A 24,271-nucleotide genomic window follows, 5' to 3' on the forward strand; every position below is an offset into this window, starting at 1 on the left:
GTATTTCTTTAAAGTTGTAATTATTCTCCATACACTCAAGTATTTTTCTAAATAGTTTCGTATGATTAACCCCTCCCTCTAGCATGCCTTTCCAGTCAAGAGAACTTGCTATCGGATGGACTGTCTGGAACAAAAGACCCTGCTTAAATCCCAAGGCCCGTTCTTTCAAATCGTTAATCGGACCCACTGCTGGGGGACACATCCAGTTTTTATTGTAAGATCCACATGAATTCTGTTCACACAGCTTTCTGAAATCTTCGTTAAACTTGATCTCAGCCACTTCAGCTATTGAAGCATGCGTCGCGTTTAATGCCTTGGCGTCCCTGACAAGATCGCTTAAAACCGTTTCCATATTTATTGCCCCCTTGTTATTTCGTCACGCTAATACTAGCATTTTGCGACAGTGAATAGCTGCTTTCACTCCTCTCTTGAGAAAACTATCGATAATTGGCTTTTAGTGCGGAATCGCTTGTCTCGATCCTATTAGGCCTATTTTAAGGAGTCATGATCTACTATTTCGATAATATCGTTCCGTCTACGGATATCCTATGCTTGCATAGTTGGGGGAGCGATGTTGATCGGTGTTGCTTTGCCAACAAGGAAAATCACCACAGCGAATACAAGCATTCCAATTGCACCAATTATGAATGGGAATCTTTCAGGTCCTTGATGAAGCATGTTTAAGATTACATCAAAAACCATCGGTTGAATAAACCCACCTACACCCATACCCAAGAATCCAGTTCCAATTACTTTCGTTGCCAATTCATAAGGAACCAACCCTGTAAGTTTGGTCATCGTTGCCGGAACGACCGTACCTAATCCCAGACCGAAAACAGCTATTCCCAATGTAAACGTCCAGAAGGTAGCGCCCGTATAGCACAGATAGAGCCCGATTGCACCAAGAATATAGGAGATCGGAAGAATGACAAACTTAAGACGTTTGAACAATTGCCCAAAGCCGCTGAGGTTATAAAGGAGGTAAGCGTTAGAAAAGAAAATGCTATGCCGATTTGGCCTGGGGTCCCAAGTTTTTCACCCATAATAACAATCGCGGCGTTTGTGATGATAATGTACATGAACAAAAAGAAAAATGCAAACACAAGTGAAATCAGGTAAACGCTTCCCGGCACTTTCTTCGTTTTGACATTAGAATCTTCGGTAGCCAGTTTTTGTTGCTTATCCGGTTCAGGCAGGTAGATGATGGCAAATAGAAAGAAAACCACTGCAACAAGATAAGAGTAGAAACAATATGTCCAATTGATACCTGCAAGATAGCCACCTAGCAACTGGAACACGACTCCGCTGATTCAAACAAGTCCCCGACGATTGCCATGCCTTGCTGACAGGCGAAAACAATCTTCTGAGCCTCTTCCCCACTGGGGTTTGTTGCAACGAAATCGTTGATCATAGTTAAAATAGTTTTTTCATCAAGATCTCCTACTGCTTGAGTTAGTACCTGTAAATCAATCAAAATTAAACCTCCTTAAATAATCCAATAATTCGCCAATTGAATTGGGATATATACCGTCATCTAGTTGTATATACAAACTTCATCTAAAAAATAGTTCTCCTAGATTTCGCTAAATTACGCGTCAACTTTTACGGGGCCAATCTTGTTTTTGCGGTAAGCATTCAAGTAATTTCTGCAAAAGCGATCTTTCCCCAGTAACGCATCTGTTACATACAGTGTCGTCACCATATCCCGATTACAAGGATCTAAGATGGCAGAATCCATTCCTGCATCAATTGCCAGGGTTAAGAAGTGTTGATTAACAACTTTTCTTAAAGGCATTCCAAAGGATATATTGCTTAAACCAGACGTTACTTTAATAGTAGGATATAAGGTTTTCACTTCTTTTAAGGTCTGGACAAAGTTTAGTAGAGATTGATTATCTGCTGATAGGGCCATTACGAGAGGGTCAATGTGGATCCTATCAGGGGTAATATCATACATTTTCGCCTTTTCAACCATAACCTTTGTGATATCCACCCTTGTTTGAATGTCCTTTGGGATACCCCGATTATCACACGTCAGGGCAATAACTTCCCATTTTGTCCCTTTAATGATCGGGTAAATTATTTCGCATTTTCCGCCTTCTTCCGATACGGAGTTAATCAACCCAGGGCGTTTGGCATACGGGAAAACCTTCTCAATAACGAGTGGATTTGGACTATCAATACATAACGGCGTATCCACTGCGTTCTGAACGATGTCCATAAGCCAAATTAGAGTTTCTACTTCGACGTCTGGTGCTGTACTAGCATAAAGAGGCGGTTCTTTTCGAATATGAGGATTATGCCATATACCATTTTACGGACATGTGTTCTAGCGCTGGAAATCTAAAAGAGAACTGCCATCCATCGCTGTTAAAACTGGTCGAATATGACAGACAGAATAATACCAACTATGCACGTAGCCTTTATACATACATCATCAGTTCTAAAAACATGACTGAGTCTGCCAGCACCTTGAACATTCACCGCAACACAATGTTTTATAGAATTGAAAAAATCGAAGCTATTATGAATGTTGATTTGAATAACAGTAATATACTGCTTCATTTGCACCTATCGTTTAAAATCCTGGATTTTTTTGAAATATCCTTGCCATAACTGAAAATTGCATCAGTAATGGGATCAATATAACTCCGCCACTGATAAAAATCCATACTAAAAACCTGGTCCCACTACTTTATGGACCAGGTTTCTCCAATAACATTCTTATAGTACGCCTGAAAACCAAGCGCCAAAGGTGACCCCGCTTTAATTATCCTTCGTGATGCTAATACTAGCGGTTTGCGGCAACGCCAAACCTGCTGCCACTTCCACCGTTTTCAGAATCCCAGAAACTCCAGGGCAGCTGGGATGCGGGCTATGTTTAGCAAACGTTTCATAGACTTTCCCCATATGAAGTTTATTAAACATTTCTTTGTAGGCATCAACTTCCGTTAACTCTTTTGCAATCTTTTGGTAATTAGGACAATCGCTTGTTATCTCCAATTTTATCATCTTGCTTCTTCGAGAATTTGTTTGACTGTCATCGCTCACCGCTTTGACATTAATAGTAAAACCACAGGCCCCACAGTGTATAATCCCTGTCGCCATTTTTATCCCCCCTATACTTCAATTTACTGGTTTGACCCTAAACTTACTTGTCACATTTCCTCTATCCCTTTGATACAATTTTTGAACTTACTCCCATTACCATGATACAGCTTAGACCCATTAATACTCCATCTAAAATCAAGGGCGTTCCCCAGCTTCCAGTACTATCGCGTATGGCACCGGATACTACTGGCGATAATACTGCTCCAATTTCAGACACAAGATTCAGCATACCAAACGCTGCTCCGCGCAAATGAACGGGTGCAATTTCTGAAGTAAGGGCGTGGGCAACCGCTTGCAACGCGAAAAAGATTAAACCTGAAACAAAGAGAATAGCCGATTGCACAACCATATCTTTTCTTCCTGACATGACATAGACTGCAAAAACAAAGATAAACACCGTTAAAAGTGCTTCCATCATGATTAAGACATTGCGTCGACCATTGGTTTTATGGGCTACCATATCGGAAATTTTTCCGCCTAAAGGAAAACCGATTACCCCAGCTATAGCATTAAACGAAATAACCAATAGCGCCGACGCTAGAGTACCGCCACCAAAATCTTTTATTACGGCGCCCCCCCAAAAACCATAAAACCAGAGATGCCATAACACCGCAATATACGAGATATAGATAAGCAGAAGATTTTTGTCCCTTAATATCGGGCTAACTTCATTACCTTTCTTGATAAAGATAAAGGCGATTAATACAAACGCTAAACATGTTAAGATGACTGCAATCATCACATCGTTTAAATGCAGAGCATTTGTTATAAAATAGACAGCCATAATGGCCACCAAGAATACAATAGCATATTTAAGCAAACTGAACAAAGCCTTGCCAAAATTCTCAGAACCAATTTTTCCTTGTGGTTTCAGAGCCTGGCGAATAAAGAATGCAGCGATAATTGTGACTGTCCCCAAGATAAGAAAGGGCGCTTTCCAAGCATTGACACCCATCGAAGGTTGAGCCCTCTCTATTAAGTATACTGTTCCTACCAAAGCGGCAGACAAGCCCACAGTAAGTCCGCCCATTACTACCCCCATGCCTAGACCAAGCTTATTAGGAGGAGTTACTTGGGCAACCAAGGAGCGGTCATTTGAATAAAGAACTCCTTCACCAAGTCCGGTGAAGATCCGCAAAGCAATAAAAGCCACTAAGCCACCAGTTAATCCCGTTAATAGGGTGGTAATGCCCGCCCAAAAGATGCTAATAACAACGATTGTGCGATAACCGAATTTATCTCCAAAGTACCCTCCCGGGAATTGTGTCAGCATATATCCAGCAAAAAATAAACTTCCTAGTAGTCCGCCAAGGGCATGAGGATTACTGGCAGCTTGCAGAAAACCAACCTTGTTAGTAATCATCCAGGTAATTACTGGGCCAGTTAATGTTCGATCAGCATAGGAAACTACCCAACCAATAAACAGCATTACCCAGATCGTATGATACCTTTGCCATCCTCTTTCTTTCTGTACTGACATGTAAGCATCTCCTTTGCATTGAGCGTCCCTTTGTGATAGGTAAGCAGTCATTTATACTTTTTGACTTATTAATTCATCGACTGTTTTAACCTTCGCTAACTCAGATAGCTGCTTCGCAATGGAAACAACCTCATCAGTCGTAGCTGCCATCTCCTCAGTTGCTGCAGCTTGGTTCTCCGACGAAAGGCTTGTTTTTTTGATTTTCTCACCAATAAACTCAATCGCCTTTTTTATATCTAAAAGCGACCTCGACACCTTTTCTGCTGATTCCTTACTTGAGCTTGAGAGTATACCCATTTCTTTAGCTACGACACTGAATCCTCTTCCTGCCTCCCCCGCCCTTGCTGCTTCTATAGATGCATTTAAGGCTAGGAGGTTTGAATGTTTTGAGATATTTTTAATATCCTCAATAATGCTGTCGATGTCCATGATTTTTTCTTCAGTCTGCGAGCTGAATTCGTCTATTTCTTTGATAAACGTTGATAGTTGCTGTGAACTCGAAGCAACTTCCTCGATACCAGCGTTTAATTGCTCCATAGAGGAGAAGAGCATAGAAGTACTTTCTTCAATTTTAGCCTCTTTTTCGATGCTCTTAGAGACCGATACTATGGCAACGACCTCTCCATTTTCATCAAAAACTGGTGTAAGCAGTCCTTTGGCAGGAACTCCGAAGAATCTTGTGGGAACAACCGACGGTAATTGTTCTTTGGTTTTCTTTACAAAATTATAAGTTTCCATATTTTTTATTGGATCCCCAACTTTTGAGGGCATTTTGAGTTGGCCCGGTGCATAAGCCGAGATAATCTCTTTTCTAAGATCAAACACAACAATGGTGATATCGTCCTGCATAACTCCATTTAAGCTTGGCATTATCTCAATAAATTTTTGAAGATATCTTTCTTCCATTTACTTCAGCTCCTCTAGATAACCATTGACGTAACATTAGGTCATAAAATCACTTAGCTAGTTTCAAGCGAAATAAGAGAGATGAGCTCAATCATCTCTCTTATTTTGGAGTCTTCATTAAGCACTTTTCTAGGGATTGCTTAGGCTTTCCTCGCAGCGATTTCACTTTGCATTTTTACAAGGCTTTGAGGTGTGATTTTATAAAGCAAGATAATAAACAGCAACCCTACTAGCATTATGACTGCAGGAACTAGAGTTAATCCGTTCTTTACAGAGCTTATTAGTTCCGGTGTAGCCTTCATATTTGCAACATATCCTGCTCCCGCAAGCACAGCCGTGATCACAACACTTCTTACAAGAATAGCCGTCTTGATCGGAAAACTAATTAAGGACATGATAAAACCTCTGGCATTCTTGCCTGTTTTCCATTCGCCATAATCAACCGTAGATGAGTACATCGAAACGCCCAAGGCATCGGGCATGCCATATCCTAGATAGGCGATGAACATTACTATCATGAAGGAAACATAATTCATTGGCAAGGCCCATACCGCCAAAAGCCCGATTATGAATAATGAGAGTGACAGAATATACGTATTTCTTTCTCCGAATTTCTTAGCAAGTGGATTTGCAATCAAAGCTCCAACGAACGTTACCACGTTAAGTCCCGTCATGAAAACCGCAATGATTGCTAAATTATTGACAACATATTTAAAATAATAGAACGCCAGACCAAAGATAACAAACCTTCCTAAATACCTTCCAAGTTCACCTAACATCAAGCCGATAAGTGGCGGGTTGACTACAATCTGTTTTAGCATCTCGCCAATAGACATTTTCTCTTCTGTTTTACCTGATTGAACAGAAGTTCCGTGAAAAGCATAGTCTTTGGTCATAAAGAACAACGCATAATAGCAAGCAATCATAACAGCCCCTGTGATTACAACAGTAAGTGTGTACCCCATCGCAGGATTGCCTTTACCAAGGGCCAAGATCATCGGCATGCCGATCAGAGAAAAAGCAATAGCACCTAATGAATTAAACATTCCCCTGTTTGTCGACATGGCAATTCTTTCTTCTCTTACGGTTGTCATCGAGGAGTTCAATGCAACATGTCCAGCATAAAAAATGTTCCAAATTAAATGACTAACAACAAATCCGATTGTAATGATAATGGCATTCGTTGTTGGGGAGCCGATTTTAGAAAACTGCAAAATAAAAAACAATGCCGCAAAGGGTGGTCCTACAAGTAGCCATGAACGGTATTTTCCCCATTTCATATTACTCTTTTCTAATAGAACCCCTGCAGTCGGAACCCATAAAATATCAAAAATACTCGTAATCATCAATACAGTTCCAACCAACGCCATTGGAAGCTTAGCAAAGTCTGTTAAAAATGCTGCAAAATAAAATACCTCCATATTTACAAATAACTGAAATCCAAATGACGGTAATCCGTAAAGATTAATAATTGACTTCTTTAATCTCGTTTCCATAACAATCTCCTCTCAAAAATCAATTTCCTCACTCTGCTTTTGCAAAAATTACTTTCCCCTCTTGTCACCTCCATTCTATTTTAATTAACTCTCGGCATACGCCGTGCAAGAAGGACACCGACTAAAGAATATTCAGAAATATCTCAGGGCAATTGAGGGCAATTGAGGGCAACCTCGGACCTCCGATAATTCCGTTTTGCAGCACGTGCATAGTGGTTCCCTACGAGGTCCGATGTTGCCCTTAAATTACAGCCCCTGAAAACAAGATCGACTTACAATACTAAATCCATAATAAAGGTAAACAATACGTCTTCATATTTTTCAATTTTAGGTGCGATTGCTTGCGCAGGCTTTCCTTCTAATTCCGGGTGCTCTGCTAAATATTCTTCCCAAGTCGCGTAATATTTCGAGTCCATTTTATCCTCTCCCCTCAGCATTAGTAGGTTCCGTTTTCATGAACATACTCCAAGACAGCTCTGAGATTTTCCACCACCGGACCATTTGCTTCCAAATTGATAATACTCTTGTCCGCTTGCCACCAATACCTTCCACCTGGAGCAAGAATGTCCATCAATTCTTTGGCCTTATCCACACACTGTTGCTTGGTACCTGTTTGCAACAATGTCACAGGATAGAATCCAGAAATGATATGCTTTTTGCCGAGCTTTTCCTTAACAAGTTTTGCATCTCCGTATTCAAACCTCATAATCGTATTTTCTGGTAACTCATACAGATAATCGAGGTATCTCATCCAGTCCTGTTCTACAAACAATTGGACAGTCTGACCCATATCAGCCAATGTCTCGACCAACTTTTTGAAGGTTGGCCAGTATAACGTTGCAAAGTCTTTATCCCTCAAATAGGGAGCCATGTGAAGGGGAATAAACGTATAGCCTAGCATCGAAGGATTCGGTAAAGTACCTTTCTTAATCATCAATGGTAATACCGCTTCACAGGCTGCCTCTATCTTATCTGGATACCGTCTAACATCACCCGAAATTCCTTTAAAACTTCTGAGGAAGTCAGACATAAAGTCAAATGGAGCTTCCGTTAAAGCAGCGCCCATGGTTGCATAGCCATATTTTGCATTCATTTTCGTTCTGATCGCGCCTAGGTATGCAAGGTCGTCGGACTGGGCCCGCACCGCTTTAGCTAAAGCCATAGCCACTTTACCTGGTGCCCCGTTAAACTCGGTGTACAACCGTGGCAAAACCGTTTCGATAATACAGTCATAAGGCGAGGCGATAAACTGGTCATATTCCTCCGCCAGCAAGCCCACGACTTCTGGATGCTGCATGAATCCGCTGGAACTCATGACAATAGGAGTCGACCCTAGAATCTGATAGTGTGAAGGAAGTCTGATGGAACCACCAGGATAAGTGTCGGTATAGAAATCTTGACAAAACTTATCGTAGACTGGCTCTAATTTGGTTAGATCCCATTGAGCTTCGGCCAAGTCAAACCCGGCATATTGGATCGCAAAATCCTGGGTAGCCGGATTGCTGATCGGTACTCTTTTTGGGGTTTTTCCGCTGAATAGCTCGCGGAACATCTGGTTTCGTTCATTCGTCATAGCTACGGCATCTGTCATGTTATTTCACCCACCCTTGACAAGTTTTCAGACCTTCAGCGGCATTTGTCGTAAAAGCGTCCGCACCGATTTGTTTGCAAGAAGCTTCATTGACAGGATTCCCGCCAATAATTATTTTCACGGTATCTCTTAAGCCCGCTTCGTTGAGTGCTGTAACCGTATTTTTCATGGAATCAATAGCAAGGGTCAGAACGCCACTCATCCCAAGGATCTGTGGTTTTACTTCTTTCACCTTTTCGACAAACGCGCTGGGTGATACGTCAATCCCTAAGTCGTACACGTCAAAGCCTGCTGCCTCTGCCATACTACCGAAAATATTCTTCCCAATATCGTGCAAGTCGCCCTCAACAGTACCAATTACGATAGCACCAACTTTTTGCGAGGCTACACCACTTAACACAGGTTTTAGTATCTCGATTGTTTTGGATAACAATTCTCCGGCAAAAATTAAGTCTCCGACGTAGTATTCGTTCTTTTCAAACAAGTCGCCGACGATTGCCATTCCTTGCTGGCAGGCGAAAACAATCTTCTGAGCATCTTCCCCACTGGGGTTTGTTGCGACAAAATCGTTGATCATAGTTAAAATAGTTTTTTCGTCAAGATCTCCTACTGCTTGAGTTAGTGCCTGTAAATCAATCATAATTAAACCTCCCAAATAATTTAAATAAGTCGCCCATTGGACACTATTTTGCCTTAATTATGCGTCAACTTTTACGGGGCCAATCTTGTTTTTGCGGTAAGCATTCAAGTAATTTCTACAAAAGCGATCTTTCCCAAGTAATGCATCTGTTACATACAGTGTCGTCACCATATCCCGATTACAGGGATCTAAGATGGCAGAATCCATTCCTGCATCGATTGCCAGGGTTAAGAAGTGTTGATTAACCACTTTTCTTAAAGGCATTCCAAAGGATATATTGCTTAAACCAGACGTTACTTTAATAGCAGGATATAAGGTTTTCACTTCTTTTAAGGTCTGGACAAAGTTTAGGAGAGATTGATTATCTGCAGATAGCGCCATTACGAGAGGGTCAATGTGGATTCTATCAGGGGTAATATCATACTTTTGAGCCTTTTCAACCATGACCTTTGTGATATCCACCCTTGTTTGAATGTCCTTTGGGATACCCCGATTATCACACGTCAGGGCAATAACTTCCCATTTTGTCCCTTTAATGATTGGGTAAATTACTTCGCATTTTCCGCCTTCTTCAGATACCGAGTTGATTAATCCCGGACGTTTCGCATATGGAAAAACCTTCTCAATAACAAGTGGATTTGGACTGTCAATACACAACGGCGTATCCACTGCGTTCTGAACAATATCCATAAGCCATAACAAGGTATCTACTTCAACGTCTGGTGCTGTACTTGCACACACATCAAGATAATCAGCGCCTGCTTCAGCTTGCCTTATAGCAAGGTTTCGAATAAACTCCTCGTCCTTTTGCTCTATGGCCTTTTTAACGCTTGGTATGGTTCCATTAATTTTCTCACCAATAATAATCATTAAAAATAGCCCTCCCTCTGTTTCTTATCTATTCCTGTATATACATGTCTTTTGAAGTTATATTATCAATATTCAATTACTTTGTCAAATAATTATTTTCACTAATCCGACTAATAAATAATTTTTAATTCTCTCGAAACTTACTCCAAAAAGAAGCTTAACCACCAACCAATGTAAATTGTAAAGTTGTGATAATAAAGCTGGCCTAGCCTAAACTACAAGTAAGCACAGAACCAATATAAGTCCTGTGCTTACTTTATTTACGTCCACTTCTCCAACATTTTATTGGATGTTAAAATATGTGCATTCCCCGAAAATACTATTGAATCTTGGATAACTGCCCAATTCAACAAATTTCACATGCTCAGCAATATCCTTCGACCTGCGGAATTTGCTCGAAGAAAGCAATGCCAATTTTGCGCCAGTGCCGGCCGCATTGCCGATCATTTTGATTTTACCTTCCAGTTCAAGCGGAATTAATCCTATGACACAGGCACTATGCGGGTTCAAGTAGTTTCCGAAGGCCCCGGCCAAAAGGACTTCTTTAATGTCCTGTACTTGGATACCATAGGTTTCTATCAAAACTCTGACTCCTGCCGCCATGGCGCCCTTGGCCATCTGAAGTTCCCGGATGTCACTCTGGGTAATCATAATAGGCCTACCATGACCGGTTATACTTGCTTCAGCAATTAAAAATGCTCCTTGGCCCTCATGTTGTATAAGATTTTCCTTAAACCTCCTAGCCACAGGATTTGTTAATTGCTCGTAAGCTAAGAATTTTCCTCTCTTATTAACAATACCAAGTTCCACCAATCCCGCTACCGTATCGAGCAAGGCAGATCCGCAAATCCCCAGAGGCTTTCCTCCTCCAATTACGGAATAGTCAAGTTTGTCTCGATAATAAACATGGTCGATTGCCCCTACAGCGCCTCTCATCCCGCTACTTATTTGCGCCCCCTCAAAGGCAGGGCCTGCGGCAGCCGAACAGGCAACCATTTTTTCTCTTGAGCCAAGCGCGATTTCCCCGTTAGTACCAATATCAATGACGAGCTTGATATCTTCGCTTTGGTCCAACTCTGTGGCCAACAGCACCGCTACCGTGTCGGCTCCCACAAAACCAGCAATATTGGGCAGCATGAAAACTTTCCCGGCCTGATTTATGCTAATCTTAAGTTCTGAAGCATCTAATACCAAAGGTTCACTGAGGGCAGGTACATAAGGTGCTACCGCAATACTCTGTGGATTTATGCCCAGAAAGATATGATGCATACAAGTGTTCGCTGCAATAGAAACGCCATAGATTTGGTTTCTGAAAACAGAAGCTTTTTGGACCGCTTCTACAATAAGTTTATTAATTGCCTCAATCACAGTACTCTGCAGTTTTATTAGGCCATTTTCTTCATGGCTCGCAAAAGTGAGCCGAGAAATGACATCTGCCCCAAACGCGGTCTGGGGATTAAGGGTAGAGACCACACTTAACTCTTTCCCGGAATAAAGATCGAGCAAATAACCTACAATGGTAGTGGTTCCGATATCGAAGGCCATTCCAAGCATCGTCTTCGTGGTATCCTCCAGCTCTATTCCAACTACTCTACTATTATACATAACTGCAGTGATATGGTTATTGGCACCCCTAATCGCATCTGGCATCTGCCGCAAAATGGAAACTGACGACTCTAATTTGCTATCCTCATACCCTTGCTTAACTAGACTCTCCTTCAGGCGACGCCAATCAGAACTCTGAGTCTCACGCGAAGGCTTTTCTACTTCAACGAACACTTTGTTGAGTTGTGGCTCAATTTCCAACGCCCCTTCTACTGACTCAATAAGAATGTGATGCTGAAGTTTTTTTTGGTTTGGAAGCTCCACTGTTAAGTCATTGCGTACTATAGTCATGCAAGCTAAACGTATACCTTCGTCTAATTCCTTCGCCTGAATCAGTTCTTGTTCCCTAGTAACCGGAGCACCCAATCCCTCAGAAATCCTGACTCGACATTTTCCGCACGTTCCCCTCCCTCCGCAGAGAAAGTCAAACTCTAGGCCCGCATCATTCATTGCTTCCTTAATTGTGTTACCTTCCACCACTTCTACCAATACGTCCCCAGGTTGGAAAACTACTTTATGATAGTTCAAGAAAATCCCTCCACTTGGTGTCATTAAACCGCTCTTACTTCGGATTATTCACTATTTCCCTGCAATTTTATATAGTCACCTCGATAACTAGTGACACCTATGCCTATAGGCTTGTTTTCATTATTGTAAAGTTTCTGCTCAACAACCAATAAGGCAAGCTCATCATAAATATTTAAATATCGTTTAATCTCCTCGTTAGGTATCTGAGCACTAATACTAATTTTCTTCTTTAATGCAAAAATGGGCGTACCATTTGATACCATTTCCTGAAAGGTTGCCTGTTCAATTTCCTTTTCTACAATAGGCATCCCCTTGCTATAAAGCAAATATTTAACATCATAAGCCACTGGGGTTCCATCTGTATAGAATAACCTGCGAATCATAATAACATGTTTGTTTCTGGTCGTTTGTAACTCATCCGCTAACTTTTCATCAGGCATAATAATAGTTACTTCTAAGAGTCTTGCTTTATCAACACTGTTAATAGGGTTATTCATCTCATCATAGAGTAACGTATATTTGTTAACTTCAGGTTTTTGAACGTAGCTCCCTTTACCAGGAACAGAATAAATGTATCCCTCATTTGCCAAAATAGCTAAACCTTTTCTAACCGTCATTCGACTGACGCCATATTCTTTACAAAGTGCAGTTTCTGGCGGAACAGTATCACCTGGAATTAACTCCGCGCTGTTGACCTTTTTCTTGATATCTTCGACGATTTTAATATAAACCGGATTAGCCATTACCTATTACTCCCTGTCCATTACCAGCGTTCATCCATTCCCTACACATTTTGGCCCCAACGGAAGCATCCGTAGCAAAGCTATCCGCACCAATATATCTGAACGCATCTTGTGTGAGATGGTTAGCACCTATAATAATCTTCACTTTATCTCTCAAGCGTGCTTCTATCAAAGAATTTACGACTTCTTTCATTTCTACTACAGTGCTCGTTAATACACCGCTAAGCGCCACAATATCCGGTTTATGTTTTTCAACATTTTTTACAAAGATTTCTCTCGGCACGTCTACCCCGAGATCAATCACATCAAAGCCGTATGCCTCTAGCATATACCTAAGAATATCCTTTCCAATGTCGTGAATATCCCCTCTCACTGTTCCGATCACGATTTTCCCAGTTTTTTTATCGTACGTTCCATGGAAAAAAGCAGTCATTTTTTCCAGTTCTAAGACTTGTCTAAATATTAGTCCCGCCATAATCAGATCAGCAATATAATAGTCCTTACTATCATAAAGTTTCCCTACCCGTTTCATTCCTTCATTCATTAAATCTAACAAGTATAATGGGTCAATTCCTTCATATAAGGCTTCATCGGCAAATTTAATGGCATTATCTTCGTCTAGCTGCTCTACAAACTTTATTAATAATTCATCCGTTTTGCTGAAGTCTTTCATTTTCCCCTCCACCAAACCCATATTTAGGCTTTTAATAGCATTATATTGCATGAAGTTCATTTAGACTATCCTCTCAACTCAATTATTGAAATAGTAGCAACCTTAAACCTTTATATATACAAGAATATACATTTAATATTATAATCAGAAAATAGTTTTGTCAAACAGATCACAGAATAGTGCTATACTTCTTAAAATGAGAAATCGACGGTCAAGGCGTAGCCCTACCGTCGATTTCTCTTATTTGTAATTTCATCGTTTTATTCATGCGATTATAGCGCTGCTATCATTTGACTGTTTGTACCGCCTTCTTCATCATCTGTACATATTCCGCCACATAGGGCACACAGTCCACGCCATATTGCTCCACAATTTTCACAATCGCGCTTCCAACAATCACGCCGTCGGAAAACTGAACCATCTTCGCCGCCTGCTCAGGCGAGGAGATGCCAAAGCCGATCGCGCAAGGGATATCCTTGGCCTCTTTGACAAGTTTGACCATTTCACCCACTTCAGAGCTGATCTCCTGCCGCACGCCGGTCACGCCCATTGAGGATACGCAGTAAACAAATCCCTGCGCCTCCCTGGCAATCATGCGGATGCGGTCGTGGGAGGTCGGCGCGATCAGCGAGATCAAGTCAACGTTGTATTTTGAGCAAAACGGCATGAGCTCTTCTTTTTCTTCAAACGGCACGTCAGGGACAATCACTGCGTCAATACCAGTCTCCTGACAGTTTTTCATAAACCGGTCAGTACCGTAGGTAAAGATCGGGTTCACATAGGTCATGAACGCCATTGGGACATTGCACACCTTTCGGATGCGCCGCACCATGTCAAAGAGTTTGTCGGTCGTTGCGCCGCCCGCCAACGCACGTTCATCCGCGCGTTGAATGACGAGTCCCTCCGCGACCGGATCGGAAAACGGAATGCCCAGCTCGATCAGATCCGCGCCCTCCTCCGCCATCTTCAGCACTAGCTGTTCGGTTATTTCCAGAGAGGGATCGCCCGCCGTGATAAAGGGAATAAACGCCTTACCATTTGCAAAAGCCTGCTGCACCTTATTCATAGATCTGTACCCCCCTGTAACGGGCTATCGCCGCGACATCTTTATCCCCTCGGCCCGAAAGATTGACAACTAGGATTTGGTTTTTGCCCATCGTCGGTGCAAGTTTTCTCGCGTAGGCCACCGCGTGTGCGCTTTCGATTGCCGGAATAATTCCCTCCGTACGCGAGAGGTATTCGAAGGCCCCCACCGCCTCGTCGTCGGTAACCGGCACATATTCCGCCCTGCCAATATCATGCAAATAGGCATGTTCGGGACCCACGCCCGGATAGTCAAGCCCCGCTGAAATGGAATAGACTGGCGCGATCTGACCGTACTGATCCTGACAGAAATAAGACTTCATGCCATGGAAGATGCCTACCGTTCCAGTTGCCATTGTTGCGGCGGTCTTGTCTGTGTCGATGCCATGTCCCGCTGCCTCACAGCCGATCAGGCGAACGCCTGGATCTCCAATAAAATCATAAAACAGTCCCATCGCGTTGCTACCGCCGCCTACACAGGCGAGTAGCGCGTCGGGCAGCCTGCCCTCTTTTTGTAGCATCTGCAGTTTTACTTCGCGACCGATCACGCTTTGAAAATCACGAACAATGGTCGGAAACGGATGCGGTCCCATTACAGAACCGAGTACATAGTGAGTGTCTTCCACCCGTGCCGACCATTCACGCATTGTTTCGTTCACTGCATCTTTGAGCGTTTGCGTGCCACTCGTAACTGAATGCACCTTCGCGCCCAGCAGCTCCATGCGGTAAACGTTGAGCGCCTGACGGTCGATGTCCTCTTTTCCCATGTAAATCTCGCAGTTCATCCCCATAAGTGCAGCGGCGGTCGCTGTGGCAACGCCGTGCTGCCCCGCGCCCGTCTCCGCAATCACGCGGGTCTTGCCCATTCGTTTTGCCAGAAGCACCTGGCCGAGAACGTTGTTGAGCTTGTGCGAGCCGGTGTGGTTGAGATCTTCCCGCTTGAGATAGATCTTCGCGCCGCTCAGATCATGGGTCATCTTTTCAGCGTAATAGAGCAACGAGGGTCGCCCCGCATAATTATTGAGAAGATCCTCTAATTCCACTTTAAAATCAGGATCGTTCTTATAGCGGTTATAGGACTCTTCCAGCTCGATCACTGCGTTCATTAACGTCTCGGGAATGAATTGTCCGCCATGGATTCCAAATCGTCCTTTTAACATCTACACCTCTCCTTTTTCTCATTAACTCCTACGGTGGTTTAACAAAAAATATAATAAAAAAGCCTTTGTCCCCATAAAGGGACAAAAGCTTATAACTTCTGCGCTACCACCCAAATTGACGATAAAATATCGTCCACCTCATTTTGCATACTATCATATGCACCTCACTGATAACGGACGAGGTTCCCGTCAGCGTCTACTCCTGCATCACAGTTTCAAGCTGCCCTCGCAAGTCCATTCGGAAAAATCTGTACTGCTGCATTCACACCAACTAACAGCTCTCTGGATATACCCAATTTTTCGTACTTCTCTTGCTCAACGGTTTAATATATTTTCCATATCATAGCTTAGATTGTTCCGGTTGTCAATCAGTATATAGTGTGGAGACGAGTCCGTCCGGCAATCACCAAAGCCTCATTTCTCTCTACCCCTCGGGCACGTTGCTGCTTGGTAAAGTCTACAAGTAAGATCGCATTTTTGGTTACCAACCCCATTAGCATAATGACTCCAATGTTAGCCATCATCCCAAAATCGTCATTGGCCAAGAACAAGGCCATAATCGCACCGATGATTGCCAAGGGGAGTGAAAACATGATGGAAAAAGGATCGATATAACTTTCAAACTGAGCCGCCAAAATAAAGAAGATAAATAAGACACCCATAACGAGAGCTAGCCCCATGGATGTAAAACTTTCCCCCATAAAGGATGACTGACCGCCAGCAACGAGCTTATAGCCTGGAGGGAGCCCAAGCTCTTGGATGACCGGATTAAATTTCTCTTCGAATTTACCCAAAGAAAGATTGGCTAAATTTGCCGACAGTTGAATCTCCCGTTTGCGGTCCGAACGACTGATCTCACTGGGCGCCGGAGCAAACACTTTGTCTGTCACTTGATCCAAGGAGATCATTGCTTGCCCATCAGGCGTACTGTTTCCCCCAGGGATATAAATCTTATCGAGCCCTGTCAACGTTTTCCTTTGAGCAGGGTCAAGAATTAAACGCACATCATAGTTATGGTCGCCCTCCCGATATTGACTGATAACCGTTCCACTATAAAGAGTATGTAAGGTACCGGCAACCAGTCCAGAAATTTACCAAAGGGTCCCCTGGCTTTACGCTTCTCTTGTTGTTTTAAATAACGAGAAGAGAATAAGGGAACTAACGTAAAAGAAACAAGGAGAGAGACCAAAACTGCTACAACGACAGTAATCCCAAACTGTTTAAAGAACTTACCTGTAATTCCGTTCATCATACCTAATGGTAAAAATACAGCCATCAAGGTAAAGGTCGTTGCCATGACCGCTAACCCAATTTCAGACGTTGCATCCTTAGCCGCCTCCAGCGGTGACTTACCCATACGCAAATGCCGTTCTATGTTTTCGATGACCACGATGGCATCATCAATAAGTAACCCCACTGATAGAGACAAGGCCATTAAAGACATCATATTCAAAGTATAACCCAAAACCCTCATTGCAAAAAACGTTGAAATAATCGAAGTAGGAATCGCAATGGCGCTGATAATGGTCGTCCGCCAATTGCCCATAAATAAAAGCACGGTCAGGATTGCCAAGATTCCCCCCTCGGGAAGAGTCGGTTTCAACTCCTCGACCACTTTTCGTACATCATCGGCGACGATAACAGTATTACTCCCTGACTGTTTGATAACATCCACACCAATTGATGGCTTGCCCTGAAAAAAGGAGATGCTCTCAGGATCTTTTACCCCGCTCATGACTTTAGCGATATCTCGGATGTATAATTGTACTCCACCCCGTTTGGCAATCGGAATATTGTTGAAATCCGCCATTTTTTGAAGCTTACCGCTGGTACGCAAAGAAATCTTCCGATCATTAGTCGTAATATTTCCTACCGGAGCTTCTAGGTTCTCATAACCTAGGGAATTCATCACGACATCAACAGGACTACCTAAGGTAATCCGAGTTTTCACAAACATCCCCGGTTTAAGGATACCGCTATCATTTTTGACCTTGACCCTCGCTTCGAACACTCGAGCGGCTTGATTAGCTACTGGGCTAATGAGAGACACTTCCCCTGATAAGACTTTTTTTTCATCATCACTAGGCATAACCTGCACAGCCAACCCCTCTTTGACTTGAGGAAGGTCCATCTGCTTAACATTTACCATAGCGTAGACGGACGAAACATCCTCCAAAGTCATTAAGGGGACTCCCGGGGAAACCATCTGACCTAGATTTACTGAACGATAAGCAACCACTCCAGCCATCGGAGCGGCAACTACCGTCTCTTTAATAGATAATTGAGCATTGTCTAGAAAGTATACTTTCCCATAAAAAAAATCCAGCTGGAAAGCTGGATTTTTTGAGTAGTAAATTTATACAATTCCTCAACATCAATATAATTATTTTGGCTTGTTCGCTGGCTCTATTGAAGAGGATATTGGAGCAATAGCTTTCTTTTCAGCCTTCTTCTTCTTTTTCTCCTTGTTCTTAGGACTTTTATCTCCCATAGTAACTACCTCCAATCACTCATTAGATTAAGTATACTCTCTTGCAGATATTACCGCCATCAGCCGTATAGCTGAAAAACCTTGTATATCGCTTAACAAGCATTCTGATGGTCTCTTACACAGCCCTACCTCAGTATTGTTGGCTAGAGAAGCATATTCCGACCACAGACAGCCCCAGTGTTTTTCAAATGCATGGATACCGCTTTTCTAAGCAGAAAGCCTGAATCTATTTCGATTCAGGCTTCCTATCTTATTTAAGTGACTCTATTTTCACTTTTAAACAGTAGCATCAATATTGTATTGGACCACACACACCTGTTGTCGGATAATAATAGTTGTAACTAAAAAACCCTCAAACCCTATTACACTGGCAAGGAGATTTTGAGGTACGATAAAAGAATATTGTAACTGGCTTTGGGATTATTTTACTGATAGTAAAATATAAACTGTAACTGAAGGAGATTCTCAAAGGTAAGTGTCAAAGGATCGGGCCGCCTTGAATATGATTCTTGAGGCAGAGAAAGTAGGACTACTCAAACCCGGAGCAACAATAGTAGAGCCCACGAACGGCAATACCGGGATTGGCCTGGCGATGGTTGGAACAGCCCGGGGGTATCATACAATTCTGGTTATGCCCGACACCATGACCAAAGAACGGCTCGCCATTCCTCAAGGCTTATGGCGCAGAGGTCGTTCTGACACCTGGGTCGGAACGGATGCCTGGATCTATAAAAAAAGCACAGGAAATTGCGGCCGGAATTCCGGGAAGCTTTATACCCAACCAATTTGAGAATCCGGCTAATCCGCAGGTGCATCGGACTACGACCGCACTTGAGATCATTGAGCAAATGGACGGGAAGCTTGATGCTTTCGTCTGCACGGCTGGGACACGCGGGACGGTAACCGGGACGGGCGAGGTTCTTAAAGCACGTATACCTGGAATCAGATTTTCGTCTTCGAACCGGAGGGCTCACCCGTTCTCTCAGGCGGCAACCCAGGTCCCCCACAATATCCCGGGAACCAGTCCGGGCTTTATACCGAACACGCTCAACACAATCGTTTACGATGAAATCTTCTTGATTTCCGATAGTGAAGCCGCAAAAATGACCCGAGACCTTGCCCGGTTAGAAGGAATTCTCGTCGGTATTTCAACTGGTGCGGCCGTTCATACTGCATTAAAAGTCGCCAAACGTCTCGGCCCAAGTAAAAAAGTATTGGCCATTGCGCCGGATACTGGTGAACGCTATTTAAGTACGAATGTCTTTCGGGATTAGGAAAAAAGGCTTTCCGTAGAAAGCCTTTTTCAAAAGGAGAAAAGGAAGGATGCTTATCTAATTCTATACAATCATTTCAAATAATCTATGAAAAACCTATGAAGATTCATGAAGGGAACAAACTAAATGCTGTCGTCAATAATCCGTTTTAACGCCTCATCAATCATACGTGCTAAACCATTTAAGGCTTCTCCTACAACCGGGTAATCTCAACTTTTGTATCCAACGAAGCCACACCGCCGCCAATGGGATCGATCAAAGAGGTGTTTTTAAGCTTCGGATCCATGACCAGTAATCCATTCGCCGAAAATCCGGTATCCCGACCGAGGGCATACCCGGTCTTCTGTTGGAGAGGCTTTCTAACATGAAACGGAGTATGATTGTAATCTTTCAACACCGGAGTCGATTTTCCATCGATAATGACGGGTTGAGCACCATAGGCCGTATTTCCATAGTTATAAGCGGTACCGACCGTACCAGGGCGGATTCCTTCGGTTACCATAATGTGCCCACTCACTTCGATAAAATCGGACTTAATCTTAACCTGATCTCCATCTTTCAATCCCCGCCTTTCAGCATCCAAGGGATTGATCCAAAGGAAATTCTCCGGTTTTATTTCTCGCAACCAAGCATTACTGATTGTCCGGTGAGTGGCAATATTTCGAGCCTTCCAGTTTAAAAACTGTAGCGGTTGGTTTTGCCTGAGTTCTTGCTGATCATACGTTTGGACGGTCTCAAATTTGGGTAAGCCGTCAAAGTACTGACCGGTGTAGGAATGCTTGGAACTTGCGACTTTTTCATCATAGAAGAGCGCTTGTCCATTTAGACGATATTTGAGGAGAGGGCCTACATATTCAGTTCCCGGTGCCTCAAAACGTCCTCCGCGATTAAGAATATACACGACTTTGGCCCATTCTTCCGGTTTAACGGATTGACGCCAACTTTGTTCATCAAAGAAATGGCCTAGGGCCTTCTGCCGAGATTCCGTAAAGACTTTGAGTTCTTCCGTTGTCGCACTAGGGACCGGAGTTTGGTCATAGGCAATATTGGTAATCATTTTGAGATAAAAATCCTCAACCCGATTCAAGGAACTGCCATCAGCAAACGATTTCTCTCCGACACCTGGCAATCCCATTTTTTTAAGAATCTCGATAAAGACCTCTTGAATATCCCGCGGTTCGGGATAAACGCGGGTTACTGGCTGAATAAAATGTGTAACCTTCAACGGAAAACTCGGCGTTATAGTCTTCCGACCCCACCGTTCTAGATAACTCAAGTCAGGTAGGACAAAATCTGCACACGAAGTACTCTCCCCCAAGACAATGTCCGACGCGACCAGTAACGGAATTCTTTTCGGGTCGGTTAAGGTCTGACGTGTCATGTCTCCGGCCGGAAAAGTAAGAATGGGATTCATCCGATAAATAAAGAGAGCATTCAAGGAATAAGGATAACCCTCTGCCGCACTGGGGATCACTTCTTCCGAAGAATTCCCGGCAACTGGGAACCACGGACGTTTCGCTGGATACCCGTCTTTTTTAAAGAGACTGCTCTTCTCATAATCGGATTGCCGACGACTGATCGGTATCCCCCAGGCTGCGTGACCGTTTGGAACCTTCTTCAAATCATAGCGTCCGGCCAAATCCTTATGCCTTGCTCCACCAGTGAGGCTTCCGCCCTGCCAGTCATGATTTCCAATTAAGTGATTGAGCATGTTAATCGCTCGAGCGGTATAATATCCATTCGTATGCATCGCAACCCCACGGAAAGTCATAATCGCTGCTTTTTTCCCATGGGAAGTAAATTCCTGAGCGAGTTGAACGATTTGATCTTCTGTAATCCCAGCCAGCTCAGCATATTCCTTCGACGAGTGTTCCATGACCCGTTCTTTATAGAGGGTGAAAGCTGATTTGACCTGAATTCCGTTGATCACGGTATCCACTTCCAAGTCGGCGTCTGTCGCTTGATCGTGAGGAACCGGTTTCCCATTAACCATGACCACAAATTGGGTATCCTCCCCGATTCCGAGGTCCTTCGCCCGCAGCTTGGGTCTCTTTTCGTTGGATACTGCGACTAAATAAGAAGCATCACTCCAGGTCGGTTCCCCATCCGCCTCTGCCGCCTTTGGATTCGGGTTTCTTAAATAGCGTTCATCATAGCGTTTGTTTTCAATAATCCAACGCCCCATACCAAGTGCAAGTGCAGCATCCGTACCGGATTTAATCGGCACCCAAAAATGAGCTTTTTCAGCCGTTCGACTCATCCGAGTATCGATCACGGCCATTTTCATGCCTCGTGCGAGTGCATTGGTTAGGAGTGGTGCCAGCCACGTTGGTCCCCGGTTCGCAACCATGGGGTTTGTACCCCAAACCATGACGAATTCCGCGTGATTAAGGTCAGCGTAAAGCCGCTTCTTGGGTTGTTCCGTCTGAAAAGACCGGACATTACCGATAACCCCGTTAGCCCCACAGGCTCCGCCATGATCATCAAAATTAATACTGCCCAAGCCTTGGAACCAGATTCGATCGCGCATAAAATCCCGTCGGTCTCCACCCAAGCAAGCGATTTGATTGGCTTTAGGGCCGAAATCCGGATGTTTCGTATCAATCAGCACATCCTTATATTTCGCGTCAAAATCCGTGGGACTCATCTGTCCTTTTTTCACGAGATCCCAATCCGCCATGACCGCATCTTTCGCCGCATAGGCCCAGATCGCCTTTAAGCCGGGAGTCCCTAAATCCGGACTTCCCTGCACGATTTCTTGAAGGGCCTGTTCCCAGGAGATGCTTTTCCATTCACCACTCCCTCGCGGGCCGACCCGTTTCAGCGGTGTGCGTACACGTAAAGCATCATAAGCCGTCTGGAGACCAGCTTGTCCTTTGAGGCAAGTCCGTCCACCCCGAAACCCTCGTCCCTCCACAGCCAAGGTATCCTTGCCATGGGCTGCGGTCTGCGCACCTGTCCCATAGGTTAGCGGTCCAAAGGGTATGGTCGTAATCGTGCTGTATGGATTGCCGGCAATTTTTCGCACTAGGCTGGTATAGGGCTGACCTTTCTTTCCTTCCTCGATCACGGTCTTAATCGTACAGTGGGTATTGCACTGTTCACAAGTGCTATAGATCACGTTCGCTGCGGTATAATCTTCATCTTCGGTATTTACTCCGTGAGGAGCGTCAAGCCAAGTGTTCGTTGTCAATTGTCTAAGGGGATCGCCGAGGAACGGTCCACCAAAAGCAACCGCACCTAAAATCCCGGAAGCTTTGAGAAAATTACGGCGGTTAAGGTTTAATTTATCTTTCTTCTTAGTCATGGATTCGCGCTCCTCTCTCCATAGAATAATCGTCTAAATCATTTTCCGCGCCTACAGAATATTGGTCTATGGGTAAAAGTTTCTCACCTAAGGTATAGATGATCAGTCCCATCGCAATCAGTCCAAAGCTCGTCACCCACTCCGAAAGGGTCGGATAGTAATTTCCTGGCGGAAGTCCGTCGAGCACCGGGACGACAAACGGGGGAACTACCATATTGAAGCGAACTCCTACGATTCCTACAATTGTCATCAGTGCAGCCGCAAAAATCCAGCGAACCGATTGCCGGGTTTTCTTATAGAAGACAATCACCAGGGGGATAACCATCGCGAGCGCCATTTGGAAAATCCAGAAGGTCCACCACCACGGACTGGCAGTCATCGTTTTAATGGTCAGGATTTCTTCGGCCTTAAGCCCATACAGGCCGATTAAGAATTCATACCATTCGAGCCCTAGCTCAATGGCCAAGAACATCCCCATTAAAGCACCTAAGGAACGGATCATACCCTGATCATGGGAACGTTTGAACACCCAATTTTTAATAACATAAAGTGCAATCGATAGCGCCGTACCAGAGACCAACGCCGAAAGGACAAAAATGACGGGAAACAGTCCGCTGTTTAAAAAAGGGCGAGCTTTATCAACAGCAAAGATTGAACCGGTCCCACCGTGTACCCCAAAAATGGCGAGAGGAATTCCTATACTACCCAAAATCTTCAACGTACGTTTGTCCCACGCGAGGGATGCCTCTGACAGATCGGTATATCCAAAGGTCAAAAGCTTTGAAACTTTGGCCAAACGGCCATCGCCTTCCGCCCGTTTCACAAGATCCGTGCGCATCGAATAATAGAGTTCAGTGACCAAGAGTAAAAGATAAAGAATATAGAAGTGAATTTCCCACGCCATCGTGCTCGTAATATTCCAATGAATGAGCGAGTTCAAAACATGGTCGGGACGACCAATGTCTAGAAAAATAAATGTCATCCCCGTGAGCATACTGGCAATAGCGGATAGAAGTGCAGACCGCCCAATCTCTTCATATTGATGCATTCCAAAGGCGAAAATCAGTGTTGAAAGGAGAAAGGATCCGGCACTCATCCCAATAAAGTAGATATAAAAAGCAACCCATGCCCCCCAAGGGACGGTGCTGGTCAGGTTCGTCGAACTCATCCCTTCTAGAAAATATCCCTTGACCAAAGAAAACATACCCACGATGAACACAACCCCTAAAGCAACCCACCAGAACCGTTCCCAGCGTAAAATCCTCGAACGCTCGGTAGCATTTGTCGTTTGCATTGCATTTCCTCACTTTCTC

At 43.8% G+C, this 24,271-nt stretch carries 22 protein-coding genes, 2 pseudogenes and 1 other annotated feature; of the genes and pseudogenes, 3 read left to right on the top strand and 21 right to left on the bottom strand.

Annotated elements, in window-relative coordinates; all coding sequences use genetic code 11:
* The 4 genes and pseudogenes from DSOL_RS16705 to DSOL_RS16725 all read right to left on the bottom strand — a co-directional run.
* Positions 1 to 352: DUF2284 domain-containing protein (locus tag DSOL_RS16705; RefSeq protein WP_218959006.1), on the bottom strand; the 352-nt coding region annotated here is incomplete at its 3' end.
* A 194-nt stretch (positions 353 to 546) separates the two neighbouring features.
* Positions 547 to 951, bottom strand: a complete 405-nt coding sequence (locus tag DSOL_RS16710; RefSeq protein ID WP_139314503.1) for an MFS transporter — start codon at positions 949 to 951, stop codon at positions 547 to 549.
* Positions 952 to 1,300: 349 nt separating this feature from the next.
* Positions 1,301 to 1,474, bottom strand: a pseudogene (locus DSOL_RS16720) (B12-binding domain-containing protein); the annotation flags it as partial.
* Between the two features lie 114 nt (positions 1,475 to 1,588).
* Positions 1,589 to 2,266: pseudogene (locus DSOL_RS16725) on the bottom strand (dihydropteroate synthase); the annotation flags it as partial.
* Between the two features lie 56 nt (positions 2,267 to 2,322).
* Between DSOL_RS16725 and DSOL_RS29575 the strand changes: the two are divergent.
* A complete protein-coding gene (locus tag DSOL_RS29575) occupies positions 2,323 to 2,616 on the top strand; it encodes a helix-turn-helix domain-containing protein (RefSeq protein WP_075365970.1) in 294 nt (97 codons plus the stop codon).
* A gap of 150 nt (positions 2,617 to 2,766) precedes the next feature.
* On the opposite strand, the gene DSOL_RS16735 is transcribed toward DSOL_RS29575, so the two are convergent.
* The 15 genes from DSOL_RS16735 to DSOL_RS28950 form a co-directional block, all read right to left on the bottom strand.
* Positions 2,767 to 3,108 carry a DUF6951 family protein gene (locus DSOL_RS16735; protein ID WP_075365971.1) on the bottom strand — a complete coding sequence of 114 codons (342 nt, stop codon included), beginning with the start codon at positions 3,106 to 3,108 and terminating at the stop codon, positions 2,767 to 2,769.
* A 61-nt stretch (positions 3,109 to 3,169) separates the two neighbouring features.
* Positions 3,170 to 4,591: an MFS transporter gene (locus tag DSOL_RS16740; RefSeq protein ID WP_075365972.1), complete on the bottom strand. Its 1,422-nt coding sequence runs from the start codon at positions 4,589 to 4,591 to the stop codon at positions 3,170 to 3,172.
* A gap of 51 nt (positions 4,592 to 4,642) precedes the next feature.
* Entirely contained in the window at positions 4,643 to 5,497 is an 855-nt protein-coding gene (locus DSOL_RS16745) for a methyl-accepting chemotaxis protein (RefSeq protein ID WP_075365973.1), read from the bottom strand.
* Between the two features lie 140 nt (positions 5,498 to 5,637).
* The gene (locus tag DSOL_RS16750) at positions 5,638 to 6,993 is read right to left on the bottom strand and encodes an MFS transporter (RefSeq protein WP_075365974.1); all 1,356 of its coding nucleotides are present in this window, start codon (positions 6,991 to 6,993) and stop codon (positions 5,638 to 5,640) included.
* 272 nt (positions 6,994 to 7,265) lie between these two features.
* A complete protein-coding gene (locus DSOL_RS28055) occupies positions 7,266 to 7,409 on the bottom strand; it encodes a hypothetical protein (protein WP_170871541.1) in 144 nt (47 codons plus the stop codon).
* Positions 7,410 to 7,429: 20 nt separating this feature from the next.
* Positions 7,430 to 8,584, bottom strand: coding sequence for a uroporphyrinogen decarboxylase/cobalamine-independent methonine synthase family protein (locus DSOL_RS16755; RefSeq protein WP_075365975.1), 1,155 nt, complete (start codon positions 8,582 to 8,584; stop codon positions 7,430 to 7,432).
* Between the two features lies 1 nt (position 8,585).
* Positions 8,586 to 9,224 (bottom strand): cobalamin B12-binding domain-containing protein, encoded by a 639-nt coding sequence (locus tag DSOL_RS16760; RefSeq protein ID WP_075365976.1) that lies wholly within the window; start codon positions 9,222 to 9,224, stop codon positions 8,586 to 8,588.
* A gap of 57 nt (positions 9,225 to 9,281) precedes the next feature.
* The gene (locus DSOL_RS16765) at positions 9,282 to 10,094 is read right to left on the bottom strand and encodes a methyltetrahydrofolate cobalamin methyltransferase (RefSeq protein WP_075365977.1); all 813 of its coding nucleotides are present in this window, start codon (positions 10,092 to 10,094) and stop codon (positions 9,282 to 9,284) included.
* Between the two features lie 282 nt (positions 10,095 to 10,376).
* Positions 10,377 to 12,227 carry an ASKHA domain-containing protein gene (locus DSOL_RS16770; RefSeq protein WP_139314504.1) on the bottom strand — a complete coding sequence of 617 codons (1,851 nt, stop codon included), beginning with the start codon at positions 12,225 to 12,227 and terminating at the stop codon, positions 10,377 to 10,379.
* Between the two features lie 44 nt (positions 12,228 to 12,271).
* On the bottom strand, positions 12,272 to 12,970 hold the full coding sequence (locus DSOL_RS16775; RefSeq protein ID WP_075365979.1) for a GntR family transcriptional regulator: 699 nt from the start codon (positions 12,968 to 12,970) through the stop codon (positions 12,272 to 12,274).
* Positions 12,963 to 13,643: a cobalamin B12-binding domain-containing protein gene (locus DSOL_RS16780; RefSeq protein WP_075366009.1), complete on the bottom strand. Its 681-nt coding sequence runs from the start codon at positions 13,641 to 13,643 to the stop codon at positions 12,963 to 12,965. The genes DSOL_RS16775 and DSOL_RS16780 overlap by 8 nt, the downstream gene beginning before the upstream one ends.
* A 286-nt stretch (positions 13,644 to 13,929) precedes the next feature.
* Complete coding sequence (gene trpA / locus DSOL_RS16785; RefSeq protein WP_075365980.1) at positions 13,930 to 14,709, bottom strand: tryptophan synthase subunit alpha; 780 nt, start codon at positions 14,707 to 14,709, stop codon at positions 13,930 to 13,932.
* A complete protein-coding gene (gene trpB / locus DSOL_RS16790) occupies positions 14,702 to 15,886 on the bottom strand; it encodes a tryptophan synthase subunit beta (RefSeq protein ID WP_075365981.1) in 1,185 nt (394 codons plus the stop codon). The genes trpA and trpB overlap by 8 nt, the downstream gene beginning before the upstream one ends.
* 74 nt (positions 15,887 to 15,960) lie before the next feature.
* Positions 15,961 to 16,214: a binding site (T-box leader), on the bottom strand.
* Between the two features lie 40 nt (positions 16,215 to 16,254).
* Positions 16,255 to 16,977, bottom strand: coding sequence for an efflux RND transporter permease subunit (locus DSOL_RS28945; RefSeq protein WP_083642672.1), 723 nt, complete (start codon positions 16,975 to 16,977; stop codon positions 16,255 to 16,257).
* On the bottom strand, positions 16,881 to 18,068 hold the full coding sequence (locus DSOL_RS28950; protein WP_486598769.1) for an efflux RND transporter periplasmic adaptor subunit: 1,188 nt from the start codon (positions 18,066 to 18,068) through the stop codon (positions 16,881 to 16,883). The genes DSOL_RS28945 and DSOL_RS28950 overlap by 97 nt, the downstream gene beginning before the upstream one ends.
* Positions 18,069 to 18,852: 784 nt before the next feature.
* On the opposite strand from DSOL_RS28950, the gene DSOL_RS29580 reads away from it, so the two are divergent.
* Together DSOL_RS29580 and DSOL_RS16810 are read left to right on the top strand one after the other, a co-directional pair.
* A complete protein-coding gene (locus DSOL_RS29580) occupies positions 18,853 to 19,167 on the top strand; it encodes a pyridoxal-phosphate dependent enzyme (protein ID WP_075365984.1) in 315 nt (104 codons plus the stop codon).
* Positions 19,094 to 19,651 (top strand): PLP-dependent cysteine synthase family protein, encoded by a 558-nt coding sequence (locus DSOL_RS16810; protein ID WP_075365985.1) that lies wholly within the window; start codon positions 19,094 to 19,096, stop codon positions 19,649 to 19,651. Before DSOL_RS29580 ends, DSOL_RS16810 begins: the two co-directional genes overlap by 74 nt.
* Before the next feature lie 193 nt (positions 19,652 to 19,844).
* On the opposite strand, the gene DSOL_RS16815 is transcribed toward DSOL_RS16810, so the two are convergent.
* Both DSOL_RS16815 and nrfD read right to left on the bottom strand, forming a co-directional pair.
* On the bottom strand, positions 19,845 to 22,958 hold the full coding sequence (locus DSOL_RS16815; protein ID WP_075365986.1) for a molybdopterin-dependent oxidoreductase: 3,114 nt from the start codon (positions 22,956 to 22,958) through the stop codon (positions 19,845 to 19,847).
* Positions 22,951 to 24,252, bottom strand: a complete 1,302-nt coding sequence (gene nrfD, locus DSOL_RS16820) for an NrfD/PsrC family molybdoenzyme membrane anchor subunit (protein ID WP_075365987.1) — start codon at positions 24,250 to 24,252, stop codon at positions 22,951 to 22,953. Before nrfD ends, DSOL_RS16815 begins: the two co-directional genes overlap by 8 nt.
* Positions 24,253 to 24,271 lie beyond the last annotated feature (19 nt).

This window comes from Desulfosporosinus metallidurans (assembly GCF_001936615.1).
In the GTDB taxonomy this organism is placed as follows: Bacteria; Bacillota; Desulfitobacteriia; order Desulfitobacteriales; family Desulfitobacteriaceae; genus Desulfosporosinus; species Desulfosporosinus metallidurans.

Excerpts from the sequence above, each read along its gene's own strand:
- DSOL_RS29575 (WP_075365970.1), top strand. The coding sequence starts at position 2,323 with ATGTGTTCTAGCGCTGGAAATCTAAAAGAGAACTGCCATCCATCGCTG.
- DSOL_RS16815 (WP_075365986.1), bottom strand. The coding sequence starts at position 22,958 with ATGACTAAGAAGAAAGATAAATTAAACCTTAACCGCCGTAATTTTCTC.
- DSOL_RS16765 (WP_075365977.1), bottom strand. The coding sequence starts at position 10,094 with ATGATTATTATTGGTGAGAAAATTAATGGAACCATACCAAGCGTTAAA.
- DSOL_RS16755 (WP_075365975.1), bottom strand. The coding sequence starts at position 8,584 with ATGACAGATGCCGTAGCTATGACGAATGAACGAAACCAGATGTTCCGC.
- DSOL_RS16780 (WP_075366009.1), bottom strand. The coding sequence starts at position 13,643 with ATGAAAGACTTCAGCAAAACGGATGAATTATTAATAAAGTTTGTAGAG.
- DSOL_RS28055 (WP_170871541.1), bottom strand. The coding sequence starts at position 7,409 with ATGGACTCGAAATATTACGCGACTTGGGAAGAATATTTAGCAGAGCAC.
- DSOL_RS16735 (WP_075365971.1), bottom strand. The coding sequence starts at position 3,108 with ATGGCGACAGGGATTATACACTGTGGGGCCTGTGGTTTTACTATTAAT.
- DSOL_RS16760 (WP_075365976.1), bottom strand. The coding sequence starts at position 9,224 with ATGATTGATTTACAGGCACTAACTCAAGCAGTAGGAGATCTTGACGAA.
- trpB (WP_075365981.1), bottom strand. The coding sequence starts at position 15,886 with ATGTTAAAAGGACGATTTGGAATCCATGGCGGACAATTCATTCCCGAG.
- DSOL_RS16745 (WP_075365973.1), bottom strand. The coding sequence starts at position 5,497 with ATGGAAGAAAGATATCTTCAAAAATTTATTGAGATAATGCCAAGCTTA.
- DSOL_RS16750 (WP_075365974.1), bottom strand. The coding sequence starts at position 6,993 with ATGGAAACGAGATTAAAGAAGTCAATTATTAATCTTTACGGATTACCG.
- DSOL_RS28950 (WP_486598769.1), bottom strand. The coding sequence starts at position 18,068 with ATGACTTTGGAGGATGTTTCGTCCGTCTACGCTATGGTAAATGTTAAG.
- DSOL_RS16775 (WP_075365979.1), bottom strand. The coding sequence starts at position 12,970 with ATGGCTAATCCGGTTTATATTAAAATCGTCGAAGATATCAAGAAAAAG.
- nrfD (WP_075365987.1), bottom strand. The coding sequence starts at position 24,252 with ATGCAAACGACAAATGCTACCGAGCGTTCGAGGATTTTACGCTGGGAA.
- DSOL_RS16810 (WP_075365985.1), top strand. The coding sequence starts at position 19,094 with ATGCCTGGATCTATAAAAAAAGCACAGGAAATTGCGGCCGGAATTCCG.
- DSOL_RS16740 (WP_075365972.1), bottom strand. The coding sequence starts at position 4,591 with ATGTCAGTACAGAAAGAAAGAGGATGGCAAAGGTATCATACGATCTGG.
- trpA (WP_075365980.1), bottom strand. The coding sequence starts at position 14,709 with ATGAATAAGGTGCAGCAGGCTTTTGCAAATGGTAAGGCGTTTATTCCC.